This is a genomic window from Geobacillus subterraneus (genome assembly GCF_001618685.1).
In the GTDB taxonomy this organism is placed as follows: domain Bacteria; phylum Bacillota; class Bacilli; order Bacillales; family Anoxybacillaceae; genus Geobacillus; species Geobacillus subterraneus.
On the sequence record NZ_CP014342.1, the window covers coordinates 3,056,041 to 3,081,934 of the forward strand.

Genomic DNA, 25,894 nt, shown 5'->3' on the forward strand with positions numbered 1-25,894 from the left:
GAAGCCCATGAAAGCCTTCAACGAATGTTTGAAGAACGTTACAATTAACCAAATAATGTAAATAGATGAGATAAGGGGATTCTCCCTTTCCACACAGGAGACTGAATATTCAGTCTCCTGTGTGGAGGAAACTATATAGATGCACCATGAAAAGTTAACTTCTCGATTACGCTGCACACCCCAGGCGTTGCAGCACTTCCTCGGGGCGTTCATGAATGTAGTCCACAAACCGGGCAATGGCTTGGGCGATATCGTTTCGATCTTTGTGAAACACATTGGCGATGACGGTGTCTTTCAGCCATTTCCACAAGCGTTCGATCGGATTCAGTTGCGGAGAATACGGAGGAAGGGAAAGGAAGTGAAAACACTGTCCTTCTTCCCGCAAACACTCTCTCACCATTTTGGCATGATGAATTCGGGCGTTATCCAGCACCAAGACGATGAGTCGGTCCGGGTAACGCTCTTTGAGAACTCGCAGGAAATCCAAAAACGTTGTCGCATTGGCCGCCCCTGCTGGATGAAGAACCGTTTCGCCATCATGGACGTGAACCGCGCCAAACAGCGATACGTGGGCATGATGGCCGAACGTCGGCACTTGCTTTTGATGGCCAACCTCCGACCATGTCGTACGCAGCACATGATACGACCGGATATGCGTTTCATCGATGTACAACAGGACGGAATCCGAACCGATTACGTTTTTTTTATCAGATCCATTTGTCTCTCGAAGTTTTTTTGCCGGTCCGGGTCTCCTTTTGCCAACGTGTAGGTCGGCCGGGTCCAAGAAAGCCCTTTTCGATGCAAGAGTTTTCGCAAGGCTTCGCGGGAAATGGAGATGCCATAACGGTGGTGCACATAGGATTGAAGGATCTTCGTATTCCACGCCGAAGCGATGTCCCAGCCCAGCTCCGCAGGTGTCGTGGTCAACACGAGGTGTTTGATCTCTTCCTGCTGTTCTTCGGTGAGAAACGGCTCCCGCCCAGGGGCAACATCCCGATGAAGCAGGAGTTCAAGACCGCCTTCGTTAAACAGCGACACATAATGGGAAACGGTTTGGCGGCACACATTGACCATGGAAGCAACCTCTTTGCCCAACTATCCTTCCATGACCAGGCGGACGGCCATCACGCGTTGGCGGAGATGAGCGTTTTTGATCTTCCGTTCCTGCTTGCGGAGTTTCCGGGGCGTCCATCCGTGATGGTCGGTGATTTTGAGACGTTTCGTGCAGAATTCCGCTCCTTTCCCATGCTTTTCCTTAGGAGCAGTATCACCGGAGTGGGCATCAGTTATACGAAGGTTAATCTTTTAATGAGCATGTATATAGTTTTACCGTTTGCTCCACTTTCGGTTTGGCACAGCCAACTAACACCAATAACAACAACGTAAGGACCACCGTCATTCGGATATGCTTCATAAAAACCCCTCCTTATATGTACGTATAAGCATCTTTCAAAAAGAAAAATATGATACTATACCCGTGGTGCTAGATAAACTTGATCAAGCATAAAAATAGCCCTTGCCTGGCGGATCTCCTGTAGAATGAAAGTGCAACCTACCATTCGAAAAGGAGAATCCCCATGCAAGAGCACTTTCATTTTACTGCAGATCGGGCCAAGATTCAAAAGCAATATGCCGCCATTTTCTTTTTTGTCTCCGCCCAACTGTCATTGATTCAGACGCATCTTCAACGCCGCAACCGCCATTTGGTAAAGCAAGAAGATAGCGTGATCATAGCGATTCACATTTTGGGGAAACTGCTTGGTTTTTCTTCCGAACGGGCATGGCATCGCTTTGTCACCGGAAATTTGTTCACAAACGGGCAGTTTCTTGAACGTTCCCGATACAACCGTCGTTGTCGGGCACTGCGCTTTGCCATCAAATGGATCCGCCATGAGCTGGCAAAACGCGGCCAACATCATGCCTATGCCGTGGTCGATAGCTTGCCGCTTCCATTGTGCCATGCTGCGAGAATGCATCGTGTCAAACGGTTTCAAGGAATCGCCGACATCGGGTATTGCGCTTCAAAAAAGCAATGGTACGACGGATGGAAACTGCACCTTCAAGTGACCGATCAAGGGTTGCCTATGGGCTATGTGGTGACGGAAGCCTCCTGCCATGATCGAATCGCAGTCGAAAGCGTGATAATCCAAATCCCTCATCCCTTTCACCTCGGGGACAAAGGGTTCATTAGCCGCGACTGGCAAAAAAGGCTGTACGAAGAATACCAAATGGCGCTTTGGACTCCGTCTCGAAAAAACCAGAAACATCGCCCGTCCGGGGCATGGGAGAAGTGGATCCAACAAAAACGCAAAGTGATCGAGACGGTGTTCTCGGGTCTGGTTGACCAATACCGGATCACAGAGATTCGAGCGAATTCCGTGATCGGATTTGAAGTAGCGCTCGATGGCATATTGTTAGCCTATTCGCTGGCCACACTCGGGCTAGTTGAGTTCTAACGCCCAACTAGCGCCACGGATATTACACCATATTTTTCATCTTGATAACTCCCCTTATATGTAAAATTTTTGTTTCGATTCTAATTTATCTCTTTTCGAAGCCTTGCTTGATCAATTAACTAACATTCACGATCCATTTCTCCTCTTTTGGCTCCAAATAAAAAATCGAGAAAAGCACCTTTAGGTACCTTTCTCGATTCCCTTCAATCCTATTTCCTTCTCCCTAATTGGAATCCCATCCTCGTTGCCAATCAAACTGAATTGAATTTGTTTCGCTTCGATACGATCGCGAGTATAAGGCTTTTTTGTCACTTACCAACAGCCTTTTCCCAACGAACCGCTCACTCCACCGTCACGCTTTTCGCCAAGTTGCGTGGTTTGTCGACGTCGCAGCCGCGATGCAGGGCGGCATAGTACGCGATCAGCTGCAGCGGCACGACGGAAACAAGCGGCGTAAGGTCCGGATGGACGGCCGGGATGACGAAGCGGTCGTCGTCGCCTTCCAAGCCGCGCATCGAGATGACGCATGGGTTCGCGCCGCGGGCGACGACTTCTTTTACGTTGCCGCGAATGCTTAAGTTGACGTGCTCTTGGGTGGCGAGGGCGATGACCGGCGTGCCATCTTCGATAAGGGCGATCGTGCCGTGTTTCAGCTCGCCGCCGGCGAACCCTTCCGCTTGGATGTAAGAGATCTCCTTCAGTTTCAGCGCGCCTTCCAAGCAGACGTAGTAGTCAACCGCACGGCCGATAAAGAAGCAATTGCGCGTCAGCGTCAAGTAGTCGCTCGCGATGTTCTCCATTTCCTCTTTCGCGTCGCATAGCATTTCCATCACATTGGCGACGATGGCGAGCTCTTTCGTCAGGTCAAAATTCAATTCGAGGCCTTTCGCTTTCGCCGCAGTCGCCGCTAAAATCGCCAACACCGCGATTTGCGCCGTGTAGGCTTTCGTCGAGGCGACGGCGATTTCCGGGCCGGCGTGCAACAAGAGCGTATAGTCCGCTTCCCGCGACAGCGTCGAGCCTGGGACATTGGTGATTGTAATGGCTTTATGGCCAAGTTTGTTCGTTTGCACGAGCACGGCGCGGCTGTCGGCCGTTTCCCCGCTTTGCGAGATAAAGATGAAGAGCGGTTTTTCCGACAGAAGCGGCATATTGTACGAAAATTCGCTGGCGATGTGCACTTCGACTGGAATTTTCGCCCACGACTCGATCAATTGCTTGCCGACAAGACCGGCGTGATAGCTCGTTCCGCACGCGACAATGTATAAGCGGTCGGCGTTCAGCACTTCGTTGATGATCGCTTGGTCAATCGTCAATCCGCCGTTTTCGTCTTGGTATTTTTGAATGATGCGGCGGATGACAAACGGCTGCTCGTCAATTTCTTTCAGCATGTAATGCGGATACGTCCCTTTTTCAATGTCGCTCGCATCGAGCTCAGCCGTAAATGACTTCCGTTCGACTGTTTCACCGTTTAGCGTTTGAATCGTGACGTTCTCGCTCGTGACGATCACCATTTCGCCGTCCATCAGTTCAACGAATTGGTTCGTCACTTGAAGCATCGCCATCGCATCGCTCGCCACGACGTTGAAGCCGTCACCGAGACCGGCAAGAAGCGGGCTTTTGTTTTTCGCCGCATACAACGTTTCCTCGTTTTCCGCGTCAATCATGGCGATGGCGTACGACCCTTTTAACAGCGAGAGCGTTTTGCGGAACGCCTCTTCCGTTGTCAGCCCGTCACGGACGAATTGTTCCACGAGCTGGACGATCACTTCCGTATCCGTGTCGCTTCGGAACTCGACATCAGCCAAGTAGTCGCGCTTCAGCATCTCGTAGTTTTCGATGACGCCGTTATGCACGAGCGTAAAGCGGCCGGACGCGCTTTGGTGCGGGTGGGCGTTCACCCGGCTTGGCGCCCCGTGCGTCGCCCAGCGCGTATGGCCGATACCGATCGTCGCGTTGACGTTCGGGTCAACGATGCGGCGCAAATCGGCAATCCGTCCTTTTTCTTTAAATACATGAACCCCGTTCTCATTTAATACGGCGATCCCCGCCGAATCGTAGCCGCGATATTCGAGCTTTTCCAATCCGCGCAACAAAATCTCTTTCACATCTTGATAACCGATATAACCAACAATGCCGCACATGGCCACATTTCCTCCTTTACCATCGGAGGCTGCCGCTAACGAGATCCTTCCATGTTCAGTTGTCAAAGAACAACGGGGCCTCGCCGTCGCTGCGGCAGACTCCCCCTTCTAGTTGCGCGATGACATCCTCCCCTTTGTGCAAAGGGTCACCCCTTTGTTTTAAGAGAGGACTTGCGGCTGTCATCGCTCCAGCCGGGAGGCATCCGCCGAAACCCTCGATAAACCTCCTCCTCGTCAACTAAGCGCGCTTCCGTTCCCGCGCTTAGTCCAGGCGCTTTTTTGTCGTCAAAACGAAGCAACAACCAACGATATTTGCGCTGTCTTTGTCCTACAAGCCGTTGCGACAAGCCGTCGTTTCACGATCTCCGCTCCGCTATCGCCTCCTTTCAGGGAAAGGGCAACAACGTTAATATTACAGCACATTCCCAGCGGCGTCAACTATCATCGATACATCCGTTTATATAAAATAACCTATGCATAAACGGAAGCGAACGTTCCGTTTATGCATAGGGCGGTTGTCCCATCGAATGATTATTCCACACCCATCTCATGGCGAATCACATTGACAATCCGCTCGACATAAGCACGGCAGGCTTCTTCAGTCGGGGCCTCGGCCATGACACGCACAAGCGGTTCGGTTCCCGATGGACGGACAAGGACGCGGCCGTTGCCGTTCATTTCTGCTTGCACTTCTGCGATAACCTTTTTGACCTGTTCGTTTTCCATCGCTTTTTCTTTATCCGCCACCCGGACGTTCACAAGCAGCTGCGGATACTTTTTCATTTCCCCCGCCAGTTCGGAGAGCGGCTTGCCTTTCATTTTCATAATGTTCACGAGCTGGAGCGCCGTCAGCATCCCGTCTCCTGTCGTGTTGTAGTCCAGGAAAATAATGTGTCCGGACTGCTCGCCGCCGAGATTGTAACCGTTCTTTTTCATTTCCTCGACGACGTAGCGGTCGCCGACCGCCGTTTGCACGCTTTGGATGCCTTGCGCCTCGAGCGCTTTGTAAAACCCGAGATTGCTCATGACGGTCGAGACGACGGTTTGATGCTTGAGGCGGCCTGTTTCTTTTAAATATTTGGCGCAAATGTACATGATTTGGTCACCGTCCACGATGTTGCCACGCTCGTCGACGGCAATCAGACGGTCGCCATCGCCATCAAACGCGAGCCCCACATCGGCTCCTTTTTCTTTCACAAACGCCGCCAGCGCCTCCGGATGGGTGGAACCGACTCCTTCGTTAATGTTGAGGCCGTTTGGGGAAGCGCCCATCGTGATGACGTCGGCGTCCAAATCAGCAAACAAGTAGGTGGCAAGCGATGAGGTCGCCCCGTGCGCGCAGTCGAGGGCAATTTTCATCCCGGAAAAGTCCTCATCAATCGTCTGTTTTAAATATTGCAAGTACTTCTGTCCACCTTCAAAGTAATCGTTGACTTGGCCGAGCGACGAGCCAATCGGCCGCGGCAGCATATCCTCTGGGCTGTCGATCAGCGCTTCAATTTCTTCCTCCTGCTCGTCCGACAGTTTAAACCCATCCGGCCCGAAAAATTTAATGCCGTTATCTTGCACAGGATTGTGGGAAGCAGAAATCATGATGCCGGCTTGCGCCCCGAGCGCTTTCGTCAAATAGGCGACGCCCGGCGTAGAGATGACGCCAAGGCGCATCACTTCCGCCCCAATCGAGAGCAGTCCGGCGACGAGCGCGCCTTCCAACATATGCCCGGAAATGCGCGTGTCGCGTCCGATCAACACTTTCGGACGCTCCGCACTTTTCGTCAGCACGTATCCGCCGCAGCGGCCGATTTTAAACGCCAATTCCGGCGTCAGCTCACGATTCGCTACTCCGCGTACTCCATCGGTGCCAAAATATTTACCCATTCGGTCACTCTCTCCTTACTGTACAATTTATTGTGCAACTGCTTTTTCACTAATCTCGACCATCGCCGTTTCCGCCGATGGCTCCCATCGGACTTGTTCGGGTTTGTCCCACCGGATAGGGACTTGGTGTTCACCGGCATCGAGCCCGCTGACATCGACATAGAGACGGACATCATCTTTCGTCAAACCGCGGACGATATCAGGCGGGCCGATGAGACGAACGTTAATTTTTCCGCCTAGCGGTTTCAAAAAATCAGCCTCGTACGAATCCGGCAAACCGACAACAGCAATCGGCACATCTTCCCATGTGCGCGCCTCGTCCGTTTCCACATCGATGTGCACCTTGATCTTGGTCGGCTCGACGCTTTTCACCCCGTCGGGGAGCGGAACATCAAGCTCTACTGTCGTATCATCCGTAATATCATCCAGATCGACCTTTAGCCCGTCGAGTTGTTGAATCTGGTCCAATACGCCTTTTGACCCGTAAATCGTCACCCGGTTCGGCTCCGGATTAACGCTAACAAGATGCACCCCATCCGGCAGCTCCCCGGTTGTTTGCACTTGAAGTGGCACGGTCTTGCTTGGGCTGTTTACCGGCACCGTCACTTCCACAACGGATGGCTGTGGCTCAACATCTATTTCATTACCGCGTCGGCTGTACACTCGAACCCGCACTTCCTTCGTCAGCGTTTCTGTCGCTCCTTCTAAGTCGACGATCGCTTTCACAAACGAAATCTCATCGATCAGCTCTTTCGCCCCGGTAATCATCACGGTGCCCGGTTCAACGGTCGGTTCCCCGACAGAATAACCATCAGGCATTTTATTTCGGTTAAAAAACTCGACGCCAACCGGAAAGCGTTTCGATACTTTTTCGCGGATCGTCACTTTCACCGAGGAAGGTTGAATGTTCACTTTCAGTTTCTCCGAGATGTCCTTGTATTTGATCGGCACCGTATACGTCCCTAACGGCAAATCGGTTAAATCGACGTACACTTCGAAATTCCGTTGCAGCGCCGTCGGCTTGACAATGCTTGCCGGACCTTGGAGCGTGACATTGACATATTTCGGCACGCCGGACACGATCAAGTTTTCCTCGTCATAATAAGCGACAACCGGAATATCGATCAATGTTTCCGTATCTTCCTGGCCAAATGTATTGCGTGTCTGCTCGCCGGTTTTCGCCCCCACATTAGCCGACATATACAGCATAATAGCCAGCAATAAAGAGACGACGCGAATAAACCAAGGATGGTCCATTAATTTATCCATGTTTCTTCCCCCTCCATTGCCAACGGGAAGAAGCGGCGGTCTTCGCAGCCGGAGCCAGCTCGCCTGTCAACAGTTCCCGGAATTCATCAATCGTTAAATCGCGGTACAGCTCGCCGTTTTTCGTTACTGACACCGCCCCCGTTTCCTCGGACACAACGACGGTGATGCTGTCGGTTACTTCACTAATGCCGAGCGCCGCCCGATGGCGCGTCCCGAGTTCCTTTGAAATGAACGGACTCTCCGATAGCGGCAAATAACAGGCGGCCGCAGCAATTTGATTTTTTTGAATAATTACCGCCCCGTCATGAAGCGGGGTGTTCGGAATGAAAATATTAATGAGCAGCTCCGGCGATACGTGTGCGTTTAGCATAATCCCGGTTTCAACATAATCACCCATCCCGGTCTCCCGCTCAATGGAAATGAGCGCCCCGATGCGCCGTTTTGCCATATACTCGGTCGCTTTCACGATCGCCTCGACCATCCGCAGCCGCTCTTCATCTTCATTGACAGTGCTGCGGGTAAAAAGGCGGCCACGGCCGAGCTGCTCGAGGGCGCGCCGCAGTTCGGGCTGAAAAATGATGATGATCGCGAGGAAGCCCCAAATGATCGCCTGATCCATCAACCATTGCAGCGTGGTGAGCCCGAGATAATTGCTCACAAAACGGACTAAAATAATTAAAAAAATGCCTTTTAACAGCTGAATGGCCTTCGTCCCGCGAATCATCATAATCAATTTATAAATGACATACCAAACAACAAGGATGTCGACGACTTTCAATAAGTACGACACGATGGGGAGCTCTTCGAAGGACATCTTCACACTTCCTTTATCTCTAATTCCAACCTTCTGATGGTCATGGAAAAAGCCATCGGACGATGGCTGCCATCATTCAAACGATTGGAGCGCACGGCTGGCCCTCTCTTTAATATTATACCAAATCCATTCGAACACTTGATTAATTTCTTTTACTTCCCCTGTCACCCGCCCGGCCGACGCCATATATTTCTCCCCGTGGATCACCGTCACATCCCCATCTACCGTTCCTTCAATCCGAATCGATCCGTTGCGAACGACGATATCCCCTTTGACCGTTTCACCTTTTGGCACGATAACTGTATGGTCGCGGATCATCACGTGTTCATCAGCCGAAACGGAAAACGCTCCTTTTTCCCCCCACGAGGAAGCCACGCTTCCCACCGTAAGAAAGAGAAACAACGAAGCAGCAGTCAGCAGCGGATGCCCGTGCAGCCAACGGCGCAGCCGCGCGGTCTTTCTCTCTTTCGGCATCGACTCCATCACCGATGCCATAAATGATGGCGGCGCGGTCACATGGGAGGCATATTGCAGAAAGGCGATCGTTTTTTTTAGCTCATGAAAATGGGCGGCACAAGCGGCGCACGAACGTAAATGCTCTTTTAACCGCAGCTCCTCCTCCGGCTGAAGATCGCCGTCAAGATAGCTATGCATGAGTGATACCATTTCTTTCGAACATTCCATAATCTCCCACCCTCTTATAAATGGCCCAGTTGCCTGCGCAACGCTTCACGGCCGCGATGCAGCCTCGTTTTCACCGTACCAACCGGCAACCCTAAAATTTCACTGATCTCCTGCAGCGACAAATCTTCCATATATTTTAGTACGATCACGCTTCGGTATTTCTCCGGCAGCCGCTCAATCGCCCGCTGGACTGTCTCCTGGAGCTCCAGGCTTTCCACCGCCTCTTCAGGTGACACTTCGCGGGAGGGAAGCTGGGCCTGCATCGTCAATCCGTCCGTGCCGTTCAATTCCTCATCCAAATACACATCCGGTTTCCGCTTCCGCAATTTGTCGATCGTTAAGTTCGTGGCAATGCGGTATAGCCACGTCGAAAACTTCATATCGGGATTGTACGTGTCAATATGAACGTAGGCGCGGATGAACGCTTCCTGCGCCGCATCTTCCGCCTCGTGGCGATTTCCGAGCATTCGGTAGCAAAGGCGATAAATCTTATCTTTATACAAATCGACAAGATCGGCGTATGCGTTTTGGTCGCCTTTTCGGATCGCCTTAATTTTTTTTTTAATAAATAGCTCCATAAAATACAATACCTCCGCCTTTACGGCTCATCTTATATTACGGCGCTTCATTGCGAAAAGTTTCATGCAACATGTTTATTGTACCATAGAAGTGAAAAAAGAGGGGAGGCCAAACGAATGGCAACCCCTCGTAGTCACAGCGAGGAAAAGTGAAGTTGAACGGCTCACCAAGCAACCTGTCAAATGAGTTTCTCTCCAAACAATGACCCCATCAACGCTACGGCGACAGAGGCGGTTTTGTTCCGTTCATCTAAAATCGGATTGACCTCGACAAATTCAGCGGAGGTAACGATTTGCGCTTCCGCGAGCATCTCCATGGCCAAATGACTCTCCCGATACGTTAGCCCGCCAATCACCGGCGTGCCAACCCCTGGCGCATCGCTCGGGTCAAGCCCATCCAAATCGAGCGACAGGTGGACGCCATCTGTCCGTTCTTTTAAATAGGCGATCGTTTCCTCCATCACTTTCGTCATCCCAAGCCGGTCGACCTCATGCATCGTATAAATTTTGATCCCTTTTTCACGAATAAACTTCTTCTCCCCGTCATCGAGCGAGCGAACCCCGATCAGCACGACATGTTCCGGTTTGACTTTCGGGCTGTATCCACTGATCCGTGTCAGCGCTGGATGACCGAAACCAAGGCTTGCCGCCAGCGGCATGCCATGAATATTTCCAGATGGCGACGTCTCCTCGGTGTTGACATCGCCGTGCGCGTCATACCAAATGACGCCGAGCCGCTCATAATGTTTGGCTACCCCAGCGAGCGTACCGATCGCGATGCTATGGTCGCCGCCTAACACAAGCGGGAAGCGCCCCCGTTTGACCACCTCATCAACAGCCGCAGCGAGCTTTTCATTCGCCTCCGCAACCGCTTTCAAATTACGAAGCTTTGCATCGCCCTGTTCGTGCAATCGCTCCGCCTTTCCGATTGGAATATCCCCTAAATCTTCGATATCGTAATGCAGACGTTCCAGCCGTTCGATCACACCCGCATAGCGGATCGCACTCGGTCCCATATCGACGCCTCGGCGCGTCTGCCCTAAATCCATCGGTACACCGATAATAGAGATTGATTTCATGCTGTCTTCCTCTCCTTTCCCGTTTCCCCTTATACCCTTATTGTAGGGGAAAGAGGGAGGATGACTCAACTCGACACTTTTTCGAATATTTATGCCATTTAGATTCCCCCGGCCTACTTCCGATTCCCTTGCGAAGTTGGAATATTCCGGACGAGATAGGAACAAAAAAAGCAGCCGACTTCATATTGTAAAGTCGACTGCTCTTGATGGAGCCTATCGGGATCGAACCGATGACCTCCTGCGTGCAAAGCAGGCGCTCTCCCAGCTGAGCTAAGGCCCCATTCTTCAAAGCGGAAGACGGGACTCGAACCCGCGACCCCCACCTTGGCAAGGTGGTGTTCTACCGCTGAACTACTTCCGCATCATGATGAGCCATGGAGGACTCGAACCTCCGACCCTCTGATTAAAAGTCAGATGCTCTACCTACTGAGCTAATGGCTCATGGTGATCATAACACTCTACGTACTGACGAGCTCTACCTGCCTCTTCCTCTACTAGCTGTTTCAAGGAAGCTCGGTGCGTCGAGGCAACTCGCAGTTAACCCGAAGATGCATTGCTCGTTACTGAGCTAATGGCTCATGGTGATCATAACACTCTACGTACTGACGAGCTCTACCTGCCTCTTCCTCTACTAGCTGTTTCAAGGAAGCTCGGTGCGTCGAGGCAACTCGCAGTTAACCCGAAGATGCATTGCTCGTTACTGAGCTAATGGCTCATGGTGATCATAACACTCTACGTACTGACGAGCTCTACCTGCCTCTTCCTCTACTAGCTGTTTCAAGGAAGCCCGGTGCGTCGAGGCAACTCGCAGTTAACCCGAAGATGCATTGCTCGTTACTGAGCTAATGGCTCATGGTGATCATAACACTCTACGTACTGACGAGCTCTACCTGCCTCTTCCTCTACTAGCTGTTTCAAGGAAGCCCGGTGCGTCGAGGCAACTCGCAGTTAACCCGAAGATGCATTGCTCGTTACTGAGCTAATGGCTCATGGTGATCATAACACTCTACGTACTGACGAGCTCTACCTGCCTCTTCCTCTACTAGCTGTTTCAAGGAAGCTCGGTGCGTCGAGGCAACTCGCAGTTAACCCGAAGATGCATTGCTCGTTACTGAGCTAATGGCTCATGGTGATCATAACACTCTACGTACTGACGAGCTCTACCTGCCTCTTCCTCTACTAGCTGTTTCAAGGAAGCCCGGTGCGTCGAGGCAACTCGCAGCGATTTCGAGGATGGAGCGCTCGTTGTCTCGTTTTATGTACAAAAAAATAATGGCTGGGCTAGCTGGATTCGAACCAGCGCATCACGGAGTCAAAGTCCGTTGCCTTACCGCTTGGCTATAGCCCAACGTCGTAAAACAAGTGCTGAATCTGATAATTATTATGCCTTTGTTGCACTCGATTATACATTTTTAAATCAACCGTCCTTAAAGGACGGTTGATTTAAAAAGGAGTGACCCGTACGGGATTCGAACCCGTGTTACCGCCGTGAAAGGGCGGTGTCTTAACCACTTGACCAACGGGCCAAAAATCGATGGAGCTTCCAACCGGGCTCGAACCGGTGACCTCTTCCTTACCATGGAAGTGCTCTACCTACTGAGCTATGGAAGCGTAAAAATGGCTCCGCAAGTAGGATTCGAACCTACGACCTACCGGTTAACAGCCGGTTGCTCTACCGCTGAGCTATTGCGGAAAGATGGAGAAACTATATATCGCCTAAATCTCCCCAATGTGCTTAATGATATAACATTGCCTAGCGACGACCTACTCTTGCAGGGGCGCTGGCCCCAACTACCATCGGCGCTGGAGAGCTTAACTTCCGTGTTCGGGATGGGAACGGGTGTTTCCTCTCCGCTATCATCACTAGGCAATGATTTATTGGTTTAGACATTAATTATTATATTCATGTTGTTGTTTTTGTCAACAGGAAGTTCATTCCTTCAAAACTAGATAACCGTGTGGGGAAGAAGCCGCGGCGCTTCCGCTTTTTGTCTAGCTCCGGCCGCCATCGGCTCGCGACGCTTCGGTCCTGCTGCGGCGGCGACACATTGCATACGCTCCTGTGGCACCACCCACGCAGAACCAAGCTTTGCTTGGTTCGAGCCTCCTCGCAGGCCCTCCAGCGCGTTTCGCCGATAAGCAGGCGGCCTCCGCTTTTCTAGGTTAAGCCCTCGATCGATTAGTATCCGTCAGCTCCACGTGTCGCCACGCTTCCACCTCGGACCTATCGACCTCGTCATCTTCGAGGGATCTTACTCGCCTAACGCGATGGGAAATCTCATCTTGAGGGGGGCTTCACGCTTAGATGCTTTCAGCGCTTATCCCGTCCGCACATAGCTACCCAGCGGTGCCCCTGGCGGGACAACTGGTACACCAGCGGTGCGTCCATCCCGGTCCTCTCGTACTAAGGACAGCTCCTCTCAAATTTCCTGCGCCCGCGACGGATAGGGACCGAACTGTCTCACGACGTTCTGAACCCAGCTCGCGTACCGCTTTAATGGGCGAACAGCCCAACCCTTGGGACCGACTACAGCCCCAGGATGCGATGAGCCGACATCGAGGTGCCAAACCTCCCCGTCGATGTGGACTCTTGGGGGAGATCAGCCTGTTATCCCCGGGGTAGCTTTTATCCGTTGAGCGATGGCCCTTCCATGCGGAACCACCGGATCACTAAGCCCGACTTTCGTCCCTGCTCGACCTGTCCGTCTCGCAGTCAAGCTCCCTTGTGCCTTTGCACTCTCCGAATGATTTCCAACCATTCTGAGGGAACCTTTGGGCGCCTCCGTTACCTTTTGGGAGGCGACCGCCCCAGTCAAACTGCCCACCTGACACTGTCTCCCACCCCGCTAAGGGGTGCGGGTTAGAATTTCAATACCGCCAGGGTGGTATCCCACCGACGCCTCCACCGAAGCTGGCGCTCCGGCTTCTCAGGCTCCCACCTATCCTGTACAAGCGATACCAAAATTCCATATCAGGCTGCAGTAAAGCTCCACGGGGTCTTTCCGTCCTGTCGCGGGTAACCTGCATCTTCACAGGTAGTATAATTTCACCGGGTCTCTCGTTGAGACAGTGCCCAAGTCGTTACACCTTTCGTGCGGGTCGGAACTTACCCGACAAGGAATTTCGCTACCTTAGGACCGTTATAGTTACGGCCGCCGTTTACTGGGGCTTCGGTTCGCACCTTCGCTTGCGCTAAGCGCTCCCCTTAACCTTCCAGCACCGGGCAGGTGTCAGCCCCTATACTTCGCCTTTCGGCTTCGCAGAGACCTGTGTTTTTGATAAACAGTCGCTTGGGCCTTTTCACTGCGGCTCTTCCAGGCTCTTCACCCGAAAGAGCACCCCTTCTCCCGAAGTTACGGGGTCATTTTGCCGAGTTCCTTAACGAGAGTTCTCCCGCGCGCCTTAGGATTCTCTCCTCGCCTACCTGTGTCGGTTTGCGGTACGGGCACCTCTTCCCTCGCTAGAGGCTTTTCTTGGCAGTGTGGAATCAGGGACTTCCGGATCGAATCCGTCGCCATCACAGCTTAGCCTTACGGCCAGCGGATTTGCCTACTGGCCAGCCTCACTGCTTGGACAGGCTCTTCCAGCCGCCTGCTCACCCTATCCTCCTGCGTCCCCCCATCGCTCAAACGGGAAGGAGGTGGTACAGGAATCTCCACCTGTTGTCCATCACCTACGCCTTTCGGCCTCGGCTTAGGTCCCGACTAACCCTGAGCGGACGAACCTTCCTCAGGAACCCTTAGGCTTTCGGCGCAGAGGATTCTCACCTCTGTTTTCGCTACTCATACCGGCATTCTCACTTCTAAGCGCTCCACCAGTCCTTCCGGTCTGGCTTCTCTGCCCTTAGAACGCTCCCCTACCGATGACCAACGGTCATCCCGCAGCTTCGGCGGCACGTTTAGCCCCGGTACATTTTCGGCGCAGAGTCACTCGACCAGTGAGCTATTACGCACTCTTTAAATGGTGGCTGCTTCTAAGCCAACATCCTGGTTGTCTTCGCAACTCCACATCCTTTTCCACTGAACGTGCACTTAGGGGCCTTAGCTGGCGATCTGGGCTGTTTCCCTCTTGACCACGGATCTTATCACTCGCAGTCTGACTCCCAAGGATAAGTCATTGGCATTCGGAGTTTGACTGGGTTCGGTAACCCGATGAGGGCCCCTAGCCCAATCAGTGCTCTACCTCCAACACTCTTACCTTGAGGCTAGCCCTAAAGCTATTTCGGGGAGAACCAGCTATCTCCAAGTTCGATTGGCATTTCACCCCTACCCACACCTCATCCCCGCACTTTTCAACGTGCGTGGGTTCGGGCCTCCAGCCGGTGTTACCCGGCCTTCACCCTGGACATGGGTAGATCACCTGGTTTCGGGTCGACGACGACGTACTCATGCGCCCTGTTCAGACTCGCTTTCGCTGCGGCTCCGCCTTCCTGGCTTAACCTCGCACGCCATCGTCACTCGCCGGTTCATTCTACAAAAGGCACGCCATCACCCATGAACGGGCTCTGACTACTTGTAGGCACACGGTTTCAGGTTCTCTTTCACTCCCCTTCCGGGGTGCTTTTCACCTTTCCCTCACGGTACTGGTTCACTATCGGTCACTAGGGAGTATTTAGCCTTGGGAGATGGTCCTCCCTGCTTCCGACGGGATTTCCCGTGTCCCGCCGTACTCAGGAGCCGCTCGGGAGGGAACGAAGTTTCGACTACAGGGCTCTCACCTTCTCTGGCCGGCCGTTCCAGACCGGTTCGTCTACCCCGTTCCTTTCTCACTCCCATATGAGCGGTCCTACAACCCCAAGAGGCACGCCTCTTGGTTTGGGCTGTTCCCGTTTCGCTCGCCGCTACTCAGGGAATCGCGTTTGCTTTCTTCTCCTCCGGGTACTAAGATGTTTCAGTTCCCCGGGTGTGCCCTCCATGCCCTATGGATTCAGGCATGGATCCTGTCCCATTACGGACAGGGGGTTCCCCCATTCGGACATCTCCGGATCAACGCTTGCTTACAGCTCCCCGGAGCGTTTCGGCGTTTGCCCCGTCCTTCATCGGCTCCTAGTGCCAAGGCATCCACCGTGCGCCCTTTCTAGCTTAACCTACAGCGTCTCGGCTTCTTCCTTATTGTCTAGCTTCGGCGCCTAGCTCTCTTCTGCCAAACAACCTCCTCCCTTGGGATGCAAGCATCCCTGCGGGTGAAGAACATTTGGCTTCGAGATCGCCAGGATGGCGATATTTCGCCGTTGCCCGCAGGACGCGGGCGGCCTTTAGGCGAAATTTCGGCGCCTCAGCTTTTCCGGTTATCTAGTTTTCAAGGAACGAGACTACTTCATTGAATTCACTTCTCTGCAGTCTTGCGTCGAGGAATCCAGCTTCTCTGAATTCACTTGTAGACGCAAAGCGACTTCTTTGAACAAACTTCCTTGCGGCTTTGTGCCGAGGAATCTTGCTTCCCTGAACCTGCTAGCAGACGCAGGCACAGGCGCTTTTGAAGGAATTCTCATTCCTTCAAAACTGAACGAAACGAAAGCGCGATTTGTTAATGGTCGGCCGTTCGCGGCCTTCGCTTTTCGTATTGTCTAGCTCCAGCGCCTGGCTCTCTTCTGCCAAATAACCTTCCCCCTCGGGGTGCAAGCACCCCTGCGGGTGAAGAACATTTGGCTTCGAGAGCCGATCGCGGCGCTTCCGCTTTTCGTACTGTCTAGCTCCGGCCGCCATCGGCTCGCGACGCTTCGGCCCTGCTGCGGCGGCAACAGCCTCCTCGCAGGCCCTCCAGCGCGTTTCGCCGACAGGCGGGCGGCCTTCGCTTTTCCCCTTAGAAAGGAGGTGATCCAGCCGCACCTTCCGGTACGGCTACCTTGTTACGACTTCACCCCAATCACTTGCCCCACCTTCGGCGGCTGGCTCCCGTAAGGGTTACCTCACCGACTTCGGGTGTTGCAAGCTCTCGTGGTGTGACGGGCGGTGTGTACAAGGCCCGGGAACGTATTCACCGCGGCATGCTGATCCGCGATTACTAGCGATTCCGGCTTCATGCAGGCGAGTTGCAGCCTGCAATCCGAACTGAGAGCGGCTTTTTGGGATTCGCTCCCCCTCGCGGGTTCGCAGCCCTTTGTACCGCCCATTGTAGCACGTGTGTAGCCCAGGTCATAAGGGGCATGATGATTTGACGTCATCCCCACCTTCCTCCGACTTTTCGCCGGCAGTCCCTCTAGAGTGCCCAACTGAATGCTGGCAACTAGAGGCAAGGGTTGCGCTCGTTGCGGGACTTAACCCAACATCTCACGACACGAGCTGACGACAACCATGCACCACCTGTCACCCTGTCCCCCCGAAGGGGGAACGCCCAATCTCTTGGGTTGTCAGGGGATGTCAAGACCTGGTAAGGTTCTTCGCGTTGCTTCGAATTAAACCACATGCTCCACCGCTTGTGCGGGCCCCCGTCAATTCCTTTGAGTTTCAGCCTTGCGGCCGTACTCCCCAGGCGGAGTGCTTATCGCGTTAACTGCAGCACTAAAGGGTGTGACCCCTCTAACACTTAGCACTCATCGTTTACGGCGTGGACTACCAGGGTATCTAATCCTGTTTGCTCCCCACGCTTTCGCGCCTCAGCGTCAGTTACAGGCCAGAGAGCCGCCTTCGCCACTGGTGTTCCTCCACATCTCTACGCATTTCACCGCTACACGTGGAATTCCGCTCTCCTCTCCTGCACTCAAGTCCCCCAGTTTCCAATGACCCTCCACGGTTGAGCCGTGGGCTTTCACATCAGACTTAAGGAACCGCCTGCGCGCGCTTTACGCCCAATAATTCCGGACAACGCTCGCCCCCTACGTATTACCGCGGCTGCTGGCACGTAGTTAGCCGGGGCTTTCTCGTGAGGTACCGTCACCGCGCCGCCTTGTTCAAACGGCGCTCCTTCGTCCCTCACAACAGAGCTTTACGACCCGAAGGCCTTCTTCGCTCACGCGGCGTCGCTCCGTCAGACTTTCGTCCATTGCGGAAGATTCCCTACTGCTGCCTCCCGTAGGAGTCTGGGCCGTGTCTCAGTCCCAGTGTGGCCGGTCACCCTCTCAGGCCGGCTACGCATCGTCGCCTTGGTGAGCCGTTACCTCACCAACTAGCTAATGCGCCGCGGGCCCATCCGCAAGTGACAGCCAAAGGCCGCCTTTCAACCGAAGACCATGCGGTCTTCGGTGTTATCCGGTATTAGCTCCGGTTTCCCGGAGTTATCCCGGTCTTGCGGGCAGGTTGCCCACGTGTTACTCACCCGTCCGCCGCTGACCAAATAAGAGCAAGCTCTCATTCGGTCCGCTCGACTTGCATGTATTAGGCACGCCGCCAGCGTTCGTCCTGAGCCAGGATCAAACTCTCCAATAGAAAGTTGATTGGCTTTGTAAGCTTCGGCACCGACACCAAACGTGTCAAGCGGCCTCAGCTTTTCGTATTGTCTAGCTTCGGCCGCCATCAGCTCGCGACGCTTCGGGCCTGCTGCGGCGGCGATAGCCTCCTCGCAGGCCCTCCAGCGCGTTTCGCCGATAGACGGGCGGCCTCAGCTTTTCGTTTGCGCTTCGTTTCGTTCAGTTTTCAAGGAGCGAGATCAATCGTGCCATCTTGCGCCGAGGAGCTCGGTTTTGTTAAGTTCACTCGCACACGCAAGCTTTGCTTTACTCCAAGTTTTGCTTTACTCTCACAAGAAACAGTCTAAACAACTTGTCTCTCGCAAGCAGCTTCTTTATACTAACACAAAGTGTTTTCGGTGTCAACTGTTTTTCTGTTTACAATCTTTTTGACTGCTCATCGCTGTCGAACAGCCAGTCCGATTAGCGACGGTTATTAATATAACACTTTAAAATAAAAAATGCAATACATTTTTCATCTGATATTGCAAGGAAATGATAGGATAGCGTTCCACCTCCATCCTCAGTTTTCTTCCTTGCCTCCATTGCCGCAAAGAGCATGGCAAATATGTTTCATAACGATGATGGCTGACTGCATAAGATGTACATAGGACAACTGTTTAAAGGGGGATGGACGCCTTGTTTTATGCGCTGAATGGGCGGACGTTGAAAAAAGCTCTCATTATTATTTGTTCCGCCTTTTTTACCGCTGTCGTTCTATACGCTTATGAGGTGAACCGTCCGGTTTTTTCGCTTTCTTCCGGACCAAAAGCGGTGTACAAAGTAGACAATGACCGTGACGAAGTGGCGTTGACGTTTGACATTAGCTGGGGAGATGAAAATGCCGACAAAATTTTAGACGTCTTAAAGCAGCATGGGATTAAAAACGCAACCTTTTTTTTATCAGCTTCCTGGGCCGAACGCCATCCGACTGTTGTGAAACGGATCAAAGAAGAAGGGCATGAAATTGGCAGCATGGGATATAATTTTGTCAACTACACAGAACTTGAGAACGCCAAAATCCGCCAGGATTTAATGATGGCGGAAAAAGTGTTTGATACATTGGGAGTTAAAAATGTCGAACTGTTGCGCCCACCAGGGGGGAACTTTAATAAAAACGTACTCAAAATTGCGGAATCTCTCGGCTATACTGTTGTACATTGGAGCATCGACTCGAAAGACTGGCTGAACCCTGGAACAGAGCAAATTGTAGCAAACGTTACGAACGATTTAGAGCCCGGGGATATTGTGCTTCTTCATGCCTCCGATTCGGCGAAACAAACTGCAAAAGCGTTGCCGAAAATTATTGCGGCGATGAAAGAAAATGGCTATAAAAACGCCAGTCTTTCCGAATTGTTAGCGAACGGTGAGGCTGAGAGCAAGGGGGTTGAGTGAACTGTTCACCGCTTAGCTAACGCTGGAAGCGAGGGCTTCCTAGTCCCATGACGAAAACCATCTCTCGTCTCCCTGAGCGTGGCTTCGGGTCGTTTCAGCCCTAGGCATCCGATGATTCAACGTTCTATCGTGCCTTGGATCATTTACGCATGAAAGGCTTCGCTTGAAAGTGAGGATTCTCGGTTCAAGAGGGTAAAAAGAACAGGCGGCGCCTTACTGCCACTTATTGTTTCGCGCCGCCTGTCAACTTATGCAGTATAAGAAGCTGGTACGCATTGCATACTAACAGTGGAATCAACATCAAATATAGCCAATCTTGGTCATTGATACGCAAAACCGGGAACCATTCAACGATTGTCACGACGACCATAAAGAATAAAGCTGGGACGAAAGCTCCTTTATTCGTTTGCACACTCTTGACATAGGCAACGGCCAATCCGACCGCTAAAACGAACAAAGCAGTCAGTATATAGGGGATAATCGACTCCCCGTTTGTTGCAAACGCCATGTAACGAAAGTACACTAAATCGAACAGCACAAACATGATCAAAACAAGCTGCACCGCATTCCATAGCGAACGGAAAATCCCAAGCCCAAAGCGGTGAACGGTCAAATAGGCAAAAAACCCCGCTTGGCTAATGACGCTAAAAATAAAGCCAACGCCAATATGCCATAGCAACACGGCCATAAACTCAACAATATCCAAACGCAGAAGAAGATGGCCGAACTCTTTCCAGTTCAAAACCATACCGACAGCTGCTGCAGCAATCCCCCCGATCAGCAGCGTAGTTAAAAATAAGCGCACCCATTTGCGGCTGTTCACAGTTTGCTTCATCCTCCATCATTTCATCATAATCCGCTTAACATTTTACCAGCGCCCTCTTGAAAAAGCCAGCTTCCGCTCGTCCAAATGCATATTTTTTTCGTCAACATTCATATTAAAGGTGAGGGATTTTTGCAGAAAGGAGCTCATTTTTATGAACAAGTGCATACCGCTCCTCTTGCTCAGTTTTCTCGTTCTTAGCTCTTGTGCTCCTCAAGAAATCAGCCCTCCTCCCCCGGACTATGAGCAAACGAAGAAAATGGTCGTCGACATTTTAAAAACGGACGAGGGGAAAAAGGCGATTCAAGATATTATGTCGGAAGACCAAATGAAGCAGCAGCTCGTTATGGATCAAACGGCTGTCAAAGAGACACTGCAGCAAGTGTTGACGTCTGATCAAGGAAAGAAATTTTGGGAAAATGCGTTCAAAGACCCGAAGTTCGCGGAAAGCTTCGCTAAAGGGTTGCAAAAAGAACACGAAAAAATGATGAAAGCACTCATGAAAGACCCCGAATACCAAGAAATGATGATCGACATCCTAAAAGATCCCGAAGTGCAAAAAGCGATGATCGATGTATTAAAAAGCAAAGAGTTCCGTCAGCATTTGCAAAAGGTGATCACAGAAACGCTAAATAGTCCGCTGTATCAGGCAAAAATTCAAGATATGCTAACCAAAGCGGCAGAAACGCTCCAACAGGGCGGAGGAAAACAAGGAGAGGAAGGCGGAGAAGGGGGAGAAGGAGAAGGGGAAGAAGGGGGAGGCGGCAACCAACAAGGTGGAGGCGGGTAATCAAACAAAAAGCGTCCGTGTGCCAAAAGCTGTCAACGCTCAAAGGGACGAGCGCAGGCGACTCAAGGCCATCGGACGCTTTGCTGTTTCAGCTGATTAGTATTTCGCAGCAATTTTACGGGCGATATCCATATAAATTTTCCCGATTGGATGATCTTCCGCATAGACGGACGGGGCGAAGTCGTCTTCATTCCAATCCGGCTGCTGAAGCGGCAGCTGCCCTAACAGCTCTGTTTGCAGCTCTTTTGCCAACTTTTCCCCGCCGCCTTTGCCAAAGACGTATTCCCGTTCGCCTGTTTTGCGGCTTTCGTAATACGACATGTTTTCGATGACACCGATAATCTCGTGCTCGGTGCGCAGCGCCATGGCTCCGGCGCGGGCAGCGACAAACGCGGCGGTCGGATGCGGGGTTGTGACGATAATTTCCTTGCACGACGGCAAGAGCGTATGTACATCTAGGGCGACATCGCCTGTCCCCGGCGGCAGATCAAGCAATAGATAGTCTAAATCGCCCCACTCGACTTCTTTAAAAAAGTTGTTGAGCATTTTCCCTAGCATCGGTCCGCGCCAAATAACGGGGGCGTTGTCCTCGACGAAAAAGGCCATCGAAATGACTTTTACCCCAAACCGTTCCACGGGGATAATCTTATCGCCCCTTACTGTCGGGCGCTCGGTGATCCCCATCATGTCGGGTACGCTAAATCCGTAAATATCGGCGTCGATCAACCCGACTTTTTTGCCAAGCCGGGCGAGCGCAACCGCCAAATTGACAGAGACGGTCGATTTCCCGACCCCACCCTTACCGCTGGCGATGGCGATATACGTCGTTCCTTGCTTATTCTCGCTATATTCCTCAATCACTTCTCGCGGCAGTTCGGCAAACCGCAGTCCGACAGAAGCGGCGCCTGCGTCTTTCAACTGCTGAACGATCGATGTTTGCACGCGGAGCTGGTCAGGCGTACCGATTTTCGCGAGCGCGATTTTTACGCTGACATGGTTCTTTTCTTCCTTGATTTTAATTTCTTGAATCGCGTTCGTTTCCTTAAACGTTTTGTTTAAAAATGGATCTTTCATTTTTTCCAAAATGGCCCGCACTTCGTTTTCCGTCAGCATCGTATTCACCAACCCTTTTCAAATCAATGACTGTTTCTATAATTGACTATACCATAAACTGTTGGGAAACCGCCATGTTCAGCCTCCATTCCCACTTACTTATAGTGGGAATGGGGATTTCTGGTTCCCTTTGGCAAAGAGCATGTTTAGCCGCCACTGTCCTACTCACAAAAAACCCCCCGCTATTCGCGAGGTGTGTGTTCGTTCGAAAAGTAGCGCAATACCCCTTTGTAAATGGAGGCGGCGAGCTGCGTCTGGTAATGGTCAGAGGCGAGCAGTTCCCGCTCGTCCGGGTTCGACAAAAATCCGACCTCCACAAGCGCGCCAGGTTTTTTCGCATGTTTCAGCAAATAGACCGTGTCAATCATTTTCGCCACCCGGTGAGTGTTTTCCAAGTTCCGCCGCAACTCAGCCTGAATAAATTTCGCCAGCCGCTCGTTTTCGATGAACGAGCCATAATAAAATGTCTGCGCTCCCCGCCAGCGTGGGGATGGGATGGCGTTTAAATGAATGCTGATAAATAGATCGGCATTCGACTTGTTAATGAATGCTGTTCGTTCATGCAAGTCCTCCGTTTTCCGCCGGCTGTAGCCGCGCGTTGACGGACTGGCCAAGTCGCGGTCCGTCTCCCGCGTCATAAGGACGAGCGCCCCTTGCTGCTGCAAGTAATCGCGCAATTTTTTCGCCACGTTGAGCGCGATTTCTTTTTCTAGCACCTCGCCGCCGACAGCGCCGCCGTCCGGTCCGCCGTGTCCGGGGTCTAATACGATAATTCTCCCCGATAACGGGAGATTCCAAGGTTTTGTCGATGTAAGATCAGAAAATAAAGATGGAAATAGCAAAAAACCGGTGATGGTGACGGCAGCAAAAGCGACCAGCCACTTCCACTTCTTTTTCATCGTTTCTCCTCCCGCGCGTTTCCCTTCTCTATCTTATATGGGACAAGGCGCGGGAATAGAACTCATTTAATGAAGTTTTAGCCGGCGCCGTTTTTTTCCCCGTTCAAATCCTTCTGTCCACCAGCTGCCGATATATTGCTCACATGCATAGTAAAGCGATTCGCTTCGGATGTCATCGTCGATATTTCCCCAAAAGCAAAGAAAGTCAAACAGCGTGTCGACCAAATATTTTTCCTCTTGGGCGCAGCGCTGGCGCACGCTGTCGGCCGGTTCCCCGTAATAGCCGAACCGGCTGTAATGGGCGCCGAGCAAGTACGCTTCAATGGCCAAGTCAATGCAGCCTTCCTCGACAACAGACGGGAAAATTCGATACATATGGTAGAAAGGGACAAAATGTTCAAGCACTTTGGCCCGCAATTTCTCGAGCGATAATTCCCGCAACATTTTTCGCTCATAGCGAAGCTGCTTTTCCTGCCTTTTCTCCGCCAATGAAGTGATGACTGCCATCGTTTTTCACGCTCCTTTACGATGTAGTGTTTAACGATCAGGCGCATTCATACGCGCGGACGAAAGGCAGAAATAAGCAAAAAGCCCAGCCAAATTGGCTGGGCTGGAGCAGAAGGATATGATTAACGTTTCGAGAACTGCGGAGCGCGGCGGGCGCCTTTGAGCCCGTATTTTTTCCGTTCTTTGACGCGGGCATCGCGCGTCAGCAAGCCAGCGCGCTTCAATACCGCACGGAATTCCGGATCCACTTCAAGCAGCGCGCGGGCGATGCCGTGGCGAATGGCGCCAGCTTGGCCAGCAAATCCGCCGCCTTGGACGTTCACTAAAACGTCATAGCTGCCGAGCGTCTCCGTCAAAACGAGCGGCTGTTTTACCATTTCGATGAGCGCTTCCGACGGAATGTATTCACGAATGTCTTGTTTATTGACGATGATGCGTCCATCGCCCGGGACGAGGCGGACGCGGGCAACTGAGCTTTTGCGACGACCTGTACCGTAATATTGTACTTGTGCCAAAATAAATACCCTCCCTTGTCAATTATCCGCGAAGTTCGTATACTTCCGGTTTTTGCGCTTGATGCGGATGCTCGCTTCCGCGGTAAACGTGCAGTTTTTTGAACATTTGACGGCCAAGGCTGCCTTTTGGAAGCATGCCGCGCACCGCCCGTTCAATCATTTGTTCCGGATAGTTCGTGCGCATCTCGAGCGCTGTTCTTACTTTCAAACCGCCTGGATGTAAGCTGTGGCGATAGTACAGTTTTTTCGTTAATTTTTTCCCTGTCAGTTCGACTTTGTCCGCATTGATGACGATCACGTGATCCCCGCAGTCGACGTGCGGAGTGAACGTCGGTTTATGCTTGCCGCGCAACAGCGCCGCTACTTCGCTAGCTAAACGGCCTAACGTTTTGCCAGCTGCGTCGACAACGTACCATTTACGCTCTACTTCATTCGGTTTCGCCATGTAAGTCGTACGCAATGTAGTTCCCTCCTAAAAGAAAAATGAACAAGTAAGTGGATTGTTTATTTCAACACGATTGCTGTCCGGGGCTAATCGTGGAAAATACATGCCATATGATATGATAGCTTGCCGGCGCGCCAATGTCAAGAAAATGTTACACGAGGATTCGTTGTCATGCCTCCACTTGCAGAAGCGGGCGTTTCCCGTTTCACTTTTAGGGGCATTGCGCACCAGATCTGTCTTCCATCCATTTCAGGCAAACGTTTGGCCTCCTCCCCATGCAGAGCGGGAGGGGGCAATCGCACCCGCGATGCTTGAGGAGTTTTTGGCTAATTGATGCGACAAACGGCAGCTCCTCTATTTATGGTCGAAACTTTCACGGTCATAGTACACATGCCATAAGTACAGCCCTTCGGCCGGTGCGGTTGGGCCGGCGAGCCGTCGGTCTTTCGCTGCAAGCAGCGACTTGATGTCGGCAGGGGGGCGTTTCCCTTGGCCGACCTCAAGCACCGTGCCGACGATGATGCGCACCATATTGTATAAAAAGCCGGTGCCGATAAAACGAAATTGAAGCATTGGGCCGTCCGCTTCAATTTCGGCGTGGTAAATGGTGCGCACACGATCCTCCATCGCTGTTTTGGCCGAACAAAAGCTCGTAAAATCGTGTGTCCCCTTCAGCAAGCCAAGCGCCTCATTCATGGCGTCTATGTGGAGCGGGTACGGGTGCCATGCGCAGTAATAGCGGCGAAATACGTCGCGCTCGGCCGCGGTCCATACGTTATAGCGATACTCTTTCGCTTTGGCGGAAAAACGGGCATGAAATGTGCTGTCTGCCTCGTCCACCGAGCGGACGGCGATATCGTCCGGAAGCTGAGCGTTTAACGCCTTTTTCCACTGCTCAGGGGAAAGAGCGAGCGGCGTATCGAAATGAATGACTTGCCCGTAGGCGTGGACGCCGGCGTCCGTCCTCCCCGAAGCTGCGACCCGCACGTCACTCCCTTTATGCATCCGCTTGAGCACTCCCTCGAGCTCGCCTTGCACCGTCCGTTTTCCCGGCTGAACTTGATAGCCGGAAAAATCCGTGCCATCATATGCTATCACACATTTCATCCGTCTTGTCATGA

General features: G+C 52.2%; 19 protein-coding genes, 7 tRNA genes and 3 rRNA genes. 3 read left to right on the forward strand and 26 right to left on the reverse strand.

The annotated features are described in order from the left end of the window. Positions 1-166 precede the first annotated feature (166 nt). Positions 167-784 (reverse strand): IS630 family transposase, encoded by a 618-nt coding sequence (locus GS3922_RS14795; RefSeq protein WP_143424859.1) that lies wholly within the window; start codon positions 782-784, stop codon positions 167-169. Next, complete coding sequence (locus tag GS3922_RS14800) at positions 694-1,095, reverse strand: winged helix-turn-helix domain-containing protein (RefSeq protein WP_225995679.1); 402 nt, start codon at positions 1,093-1,095, stop codon at positions 694-696. Before GS3922_RS14800 ends, GS3922_RS14795 begins: the two co-directional genes overlap by 91 nt. A 482-nt stretch (positions 1,096-1,577) precedes the next feature. Between GS3922_RS14800 and GS3922_RS14805 the strand changes: the two genes are divergently transcribed. Further along, the gene (locus GS3922_RS14805; protein ID WP_063166960.1) at positions 1,578-2,456 is read left to right on the forward strand and encodes an IS982 family transposase; all 879 of its coding nucleotides are present in this window, start codon (positions 1,578-1,580) and stop codon (positions 2,454-2,456) included. Positions 2,457-2,797: 341 nt separating this feature from the next. Here GS3922_RS14805 and glmS read toward each other — a convergent pair whose 3' ends face one another. The 17 genes from glmS to GS3922_RS14890 all read right to left on the reverse strand — a co-directional run bounded on the left by glmS (position 2,798) and on the right by GS3922_RS14890 (position 18,266). After that, positions 2,798-4,600 carry a glutamine--fructose-6-phosphate transaminase (isomerizing) gene (gene glmS / locus GS3922_RS14810; RefSeq protein ID WP_063166961.1) on the reverse strand — a complete coding sequence of 601 codons (1,803 nt, stop codon included), beginning with the start codon at positions 4,598-4,600 and terminating at the stop codon, positions 2,798-2,800. 531 nt (positions 4,601-5,131) lie between these two features. Then, complete coding sequence (gene glmM, locus GS3922_RS14815) at positions 5,132-6,478, reverse strand: phosphoglucosamine mutase (protein ID WP_063166962.1); 1,347 nt, start codon at positions 6,476-6,478, stop codon at positions 5,132-5,134. A gap of 27 nt (positions 6,479-6,505) precedes the next feature. Further along, entirely contained in the window at positions 6,506-7,747 is a 1,242-nt protein-coding gene (locus tag GS3922_RS14820) for a CdaR family protein (protein ID WP_063166963.1), read from the reverse strand. Beyond that, entirely contained in the window at positions 7,740-8,561 is an 822-nt protein-coding gene (gene cdaA / locus GS3922_RS14825) for a diadenylate cyclase CdaA (RefSeq protein ID WP_063166964.1), read from the reverse strand. The genes GS3922_RS14820 and cdaA overlap by 8 nt, the downstream gene beginning before the upstream one ends. A gap of 72 nt (positions 8,562-8,633) precedes the next feature. Beyond that, positions 8,634-9,245, reverse strand: coding sequence for an anti-sigma-W factor RsiW (gene rsiW / locus GS3922_RS14830; protein ID WP_063166965.1), 612 nt, complete (start codon positions 9,243-9,245; stop codon positions 8,634-8,636). A 14-nt stretch (positions 9,246-9,259) separates the two neighbouring features. Next, positions 9,260-9,823: an RNA polymerase sigma factor SigW gene (sigW, locus tag GS3922_RS14835; RefSeq protein ID WP_063166966.1), complete on the reverse strand. Its 564-nt coding sequence runs from the start codon at positions 9,821-9,823 to the stop codon at positions 9,260-9,262. A 179-nt stretch (positions 9,824-10,002) separates the two neighbouring features. Further along, the gene (gene rocF / locus GS3922_RS14840) at positions 10,003-10,902 is read right to left on the reverse strand and encodes an arginase (protein ID WP_063166967.1); all 900 of its coding nucleotides are present in this window, start codon (positions 10,900-10,902) and stop codon (positions 10,003-10,005) included. A 207-nt stretch (positions 10,903-11,109) separates the two neighbouring features. Further along, positions 11,110-11,182, reverse strand: a tRNA-Ala gene (locus GS3922_RS14845). Between the two features lie 9 nt (positions 11,183-11,191). Continuing rightward, a tRNA-Gly gene (locus GS3922_RS14850) sits at positions 11,192-11,263 on the reverse strand. A 7-nt stretch (positions 11,264-11,270) separates the two neighbouring features. Continuing rightward, positions 11,271-11,343 (reverse strand) — tRNA-Lys (locus GS3922_RS14855). A gap of 832 nt (positions 11,344-12,175) precedes the next feature. Further along, positions 12,176-12,250, reverse strand: a tRNA-Gln gene (locus GS3922_RS14860). 106 nt (positions 12,251-12,356) lie between these two features. Next, positions 12,357-12,428: transfer RNA gene (locus tag GS3922_RS14865), tRNA-Glu, on the reverse strand. 9 nt (positions 12,429-12,437) lie between these two features. Then, positions 12,438-12,513, reverse strand: a tRNA-Thr gene (locus GS3922_RS14870). Positions 12,514-12,520: 7 nt separating this feature from the next. Beyond that, a tRNA-Asn gene (locus tag GS3922_RS14875) sits at positions 12,521-12,595 on the reverse strand. Positions 12,596-12,653: 58 nt separating this feature from the next. Next, positions 12,654-12,770 (reverse strand): 5S ribosomal RNA (gene rrf, locus GS3922_RS14880). A 291-nt stretch (positions 12,771-13,061) separates the two neighbouring features. After that, positions 13,062-15,989, reverse strand: a 23S ribosomal RNA gene (locus GS3922_RS14885). 719 nt (positions 15,990-16,708) lie between these two features. After that, a 16S ribosomal RNA gene (locus tag GS3922_RS14890) occupies positions 16,709-18,266 on the reverse strand. Together the 16S, 23S and 5S rRNA genes with 4 tRNA genes alongside form the textbook arrangement of a ribosomal RNA operon. Before the next feature lie 650 nt (positions 18,267-18,916). On the opposite strand from GS3922_RS14890, the gene pdaB reads away from it, so the two are divergent. Continuing rightward, positions 18,917-19,681 carry a polysaccharide deacetylase family sporulation protein PdaB gene (gene pdaB / locus GS3922_RS14895; RefSeq protein ID WP_063166968.1) on the forward strand — a complete coding sequence of 255 codons (765 nt, stop codon included), beginning with the start codon at positions 18,917-18,919 and terminating at the stop codon, positions 19,679-19,681. Positions 19,682-19,904: 223 nt separating this feature from the next. On the opposite strand, the gene GS3922_RS14900 is transcribed toward pdaB, so the two are convergent. After that, positions 19,905-20,504 carry a KinB-signaling pathway activation protein gene (locus GS3922_RS14900; RefSeq protein WP_063167430.1) on the reverse strand — a complete coding sequence of 200 codons (600 nt, stop codon included), beginning with the start codon at positions 20,502-20,504 and terminating at the stop codon, positions 19,905-19,907. A gap of 154 nt (positions 20,505-20,658) precedes the next feature. Here GS3922_RS14900 and gerD point away from each other — a divergent pair, with 154 nt between their 5' ends. Continuing rightward, positions 20,659-21,294: a spore germination lipoprotein GerD gene (gene gerD, locus GS3922_RS14905; RefSeq protein WP_063166969.1), complete on the forward strand. Its 636-nt coding sequence runs from the start codon at positions 20,659-20,661 to the stop codon at positions 21,292-21,294. A gap of 96 nt (positions 21,295-21,390) precedes the next feature. On the opposite strand, the gene GS3922_RS14910 is transcribed toward gerD, so the two are convergent. From GS3922_RS14910 to truA, 6 genes are all read right to left on the reverse strand, one after another. Continuing rightward, positions 21,391-22,407, reverse strand: coding sequence for an Mrp/NBP35 family ATP-binding protein (locus GS3922_RS14910; RefSeq protein WP_063166970.1), 1,017 nt, complete (start codon positions 22,405-22,407; stop codon positions 21,391-21,393). Positions 22,408-22,589: 182 nt separating this feature from the next. Next, the gene (cwlD, locus tag GS3922_RS14915; RefSeq protein WP_063166971.1) at positions 22,590-23,306 is read right to left on the reverse strand and encodes an N-acetylmuramoyl-L-alanine amidase CwlD; all 717 of its coding nucleotides are present in this window, start codon (positions 23,304-23,306) and stop codon (positions 22,590-22,592) included. A gap of 66 nt (positions 23,307-23,372) precedes the next feature. Next, positions 23,373-23,813, reverse strand: a complete 441-nt coding sequence (locus tag GS3922_RS14920) for a YbaK family protein (RefSeq protein ID WP_063166972.1) — start codon at positions 23,811-23,813, stop codon at positions 23,373-23,375. A gap of 122 nt (positions 23,814-23,935) precedes the next feature. Beyond that, complete coding sequence (gene rpsI / locus GS3922_RS14925) at positions 23,936-24,328, reverse strand: 30S ribosomal protein S9 (protein WP_020958388.1); 393 nt, start codon at positions 24,326-24,328, stop codon at positions 23,936-23,938. 22 nt (positions 24,329-24,350) lie between these two features. Continuing rightward, a complete protein-coding gene (rplM, locus tag GS3922_RS14930) occupies positions 24,351-24,788 on the reverse strand; it encodes a 50S ribosomal protein L13 (RefSeq protein WP_008881912.1) in 438 nt (145 codons plus the stop codon). 339 nt (positions 24,789-25,127) lie between these two features. Continuing rightward, positions 25,128-25,892: a tRNA pseudouridine(38-40) synthase TruA gene (gene truA / locus GS3922_RS14935; RefSeq protein ID WP_063166973.1), complete on the reverse strand. Its 765-nt coding sequence runs from the start codon at positions 25,890-25,892 to the stop codon at positions 25,128-25,130. Positions 25,893-25,894 lie beyond the last annotated feature (2 nt).

Excerpts from the sequence above, each read along its gene's own strand:
- GS3922_RS14805 (WP_063166960.1), top strand. The coding sequence starts at position 1,578 with ATGCAAGAGCACTTTCATTTTACTGCAGATCGGGCCAAGATTCAAAAG.
- glmS (WP_063166961.1), bottom strand. The coding sequence starts at position 4,600 with ATGTGCGGCATTGTTGGTTATATCGGTTATCAAGATGTGAAAGAGATT.
- glmM (WP_063166962.1), bottom strand. The coding sequence starts at position 6,478 with ATGGGTAAATATTTTGGCACCGATGGAGTACGCGGAGTAGCGAATCGT.
- GS3922_RS14820 (WP_063166963.1), bottom strand. The coding sequence starts at position 7,747 with ATGGATAAATTAATGGACCATCCTTGGTTTATTCGCGTCGTCTCTTTA.
- cdaA (WP_063166964.1), bottom strand. The coding sequence starts at position 8,561 with ATGTCCTTCGAAGAGCTCCCCATCGTGTCGTACTTATTGAAAGTCGTC.
- rsiW (WP_063166965.1), bottom strand. The coding sequence starts at position 9,245 with ATGGAATGTTCGAAAGAAATGGTATCACTCATGCATAGCTATCTTGAC.
- sigW (WP_063166966.1), bottom strand. The coding sequence starts at position 9,823 with ATGGAGCTATTTATTAAAAAAAAAATTAAGGCGATCCGAAAAGGCGAC.
- rocF (WP_063166967.1), bottom strand. The coding sequence starts at position 10,902 with ATGAAATCAATCTCTATTATCGGTGTACCGATGGATTTAGGGCAGACG.
- pdaB (WP_063166968.1), top strand. The coding sequence starts at position 18,917 with ATGGACGCCTTGTTTTATGCGCTGAATGGGCGGACGTTGAAAAAAGCT.
- gerD (WP_063166969.1), top strand. The coding sequence starts at position 20,659 with ATGAACAAGTGCATACCGCTCCTCTTGCTCAGTTTTCTCGTTCTTAGC.
- GS3922_RS14910 (WP_063166970.1), bottom strand. The coding sequence starts at position 22,407 with ATGCTGACGGAAAACGAAGTGCGGGCCATTTTGGAAAAAATGAAAGAT.
- cwlD (WP_063166971.1), bottom strand. The coding sequence starts at position 23,306 with ATGAAAAAGAAGTGGAAGTGGCTGGTCGCTTTTGCTGCCGTCACCATC.
- GS3922_RS14920 (WP_063166972.1), bottom strand. The coding sequence starts at position 23,813 with ATGGCAGTCATCACTTCATTGGCGGAGAAAAGGCAGGAAAAGCAGCTT.
- truA (WP_063166973.1), bottom strand. The coding sequence starts at position 25,892 with ATGACAAGACGGATGAAATGTGTGATAGCATATGATGGCACGGATTTT.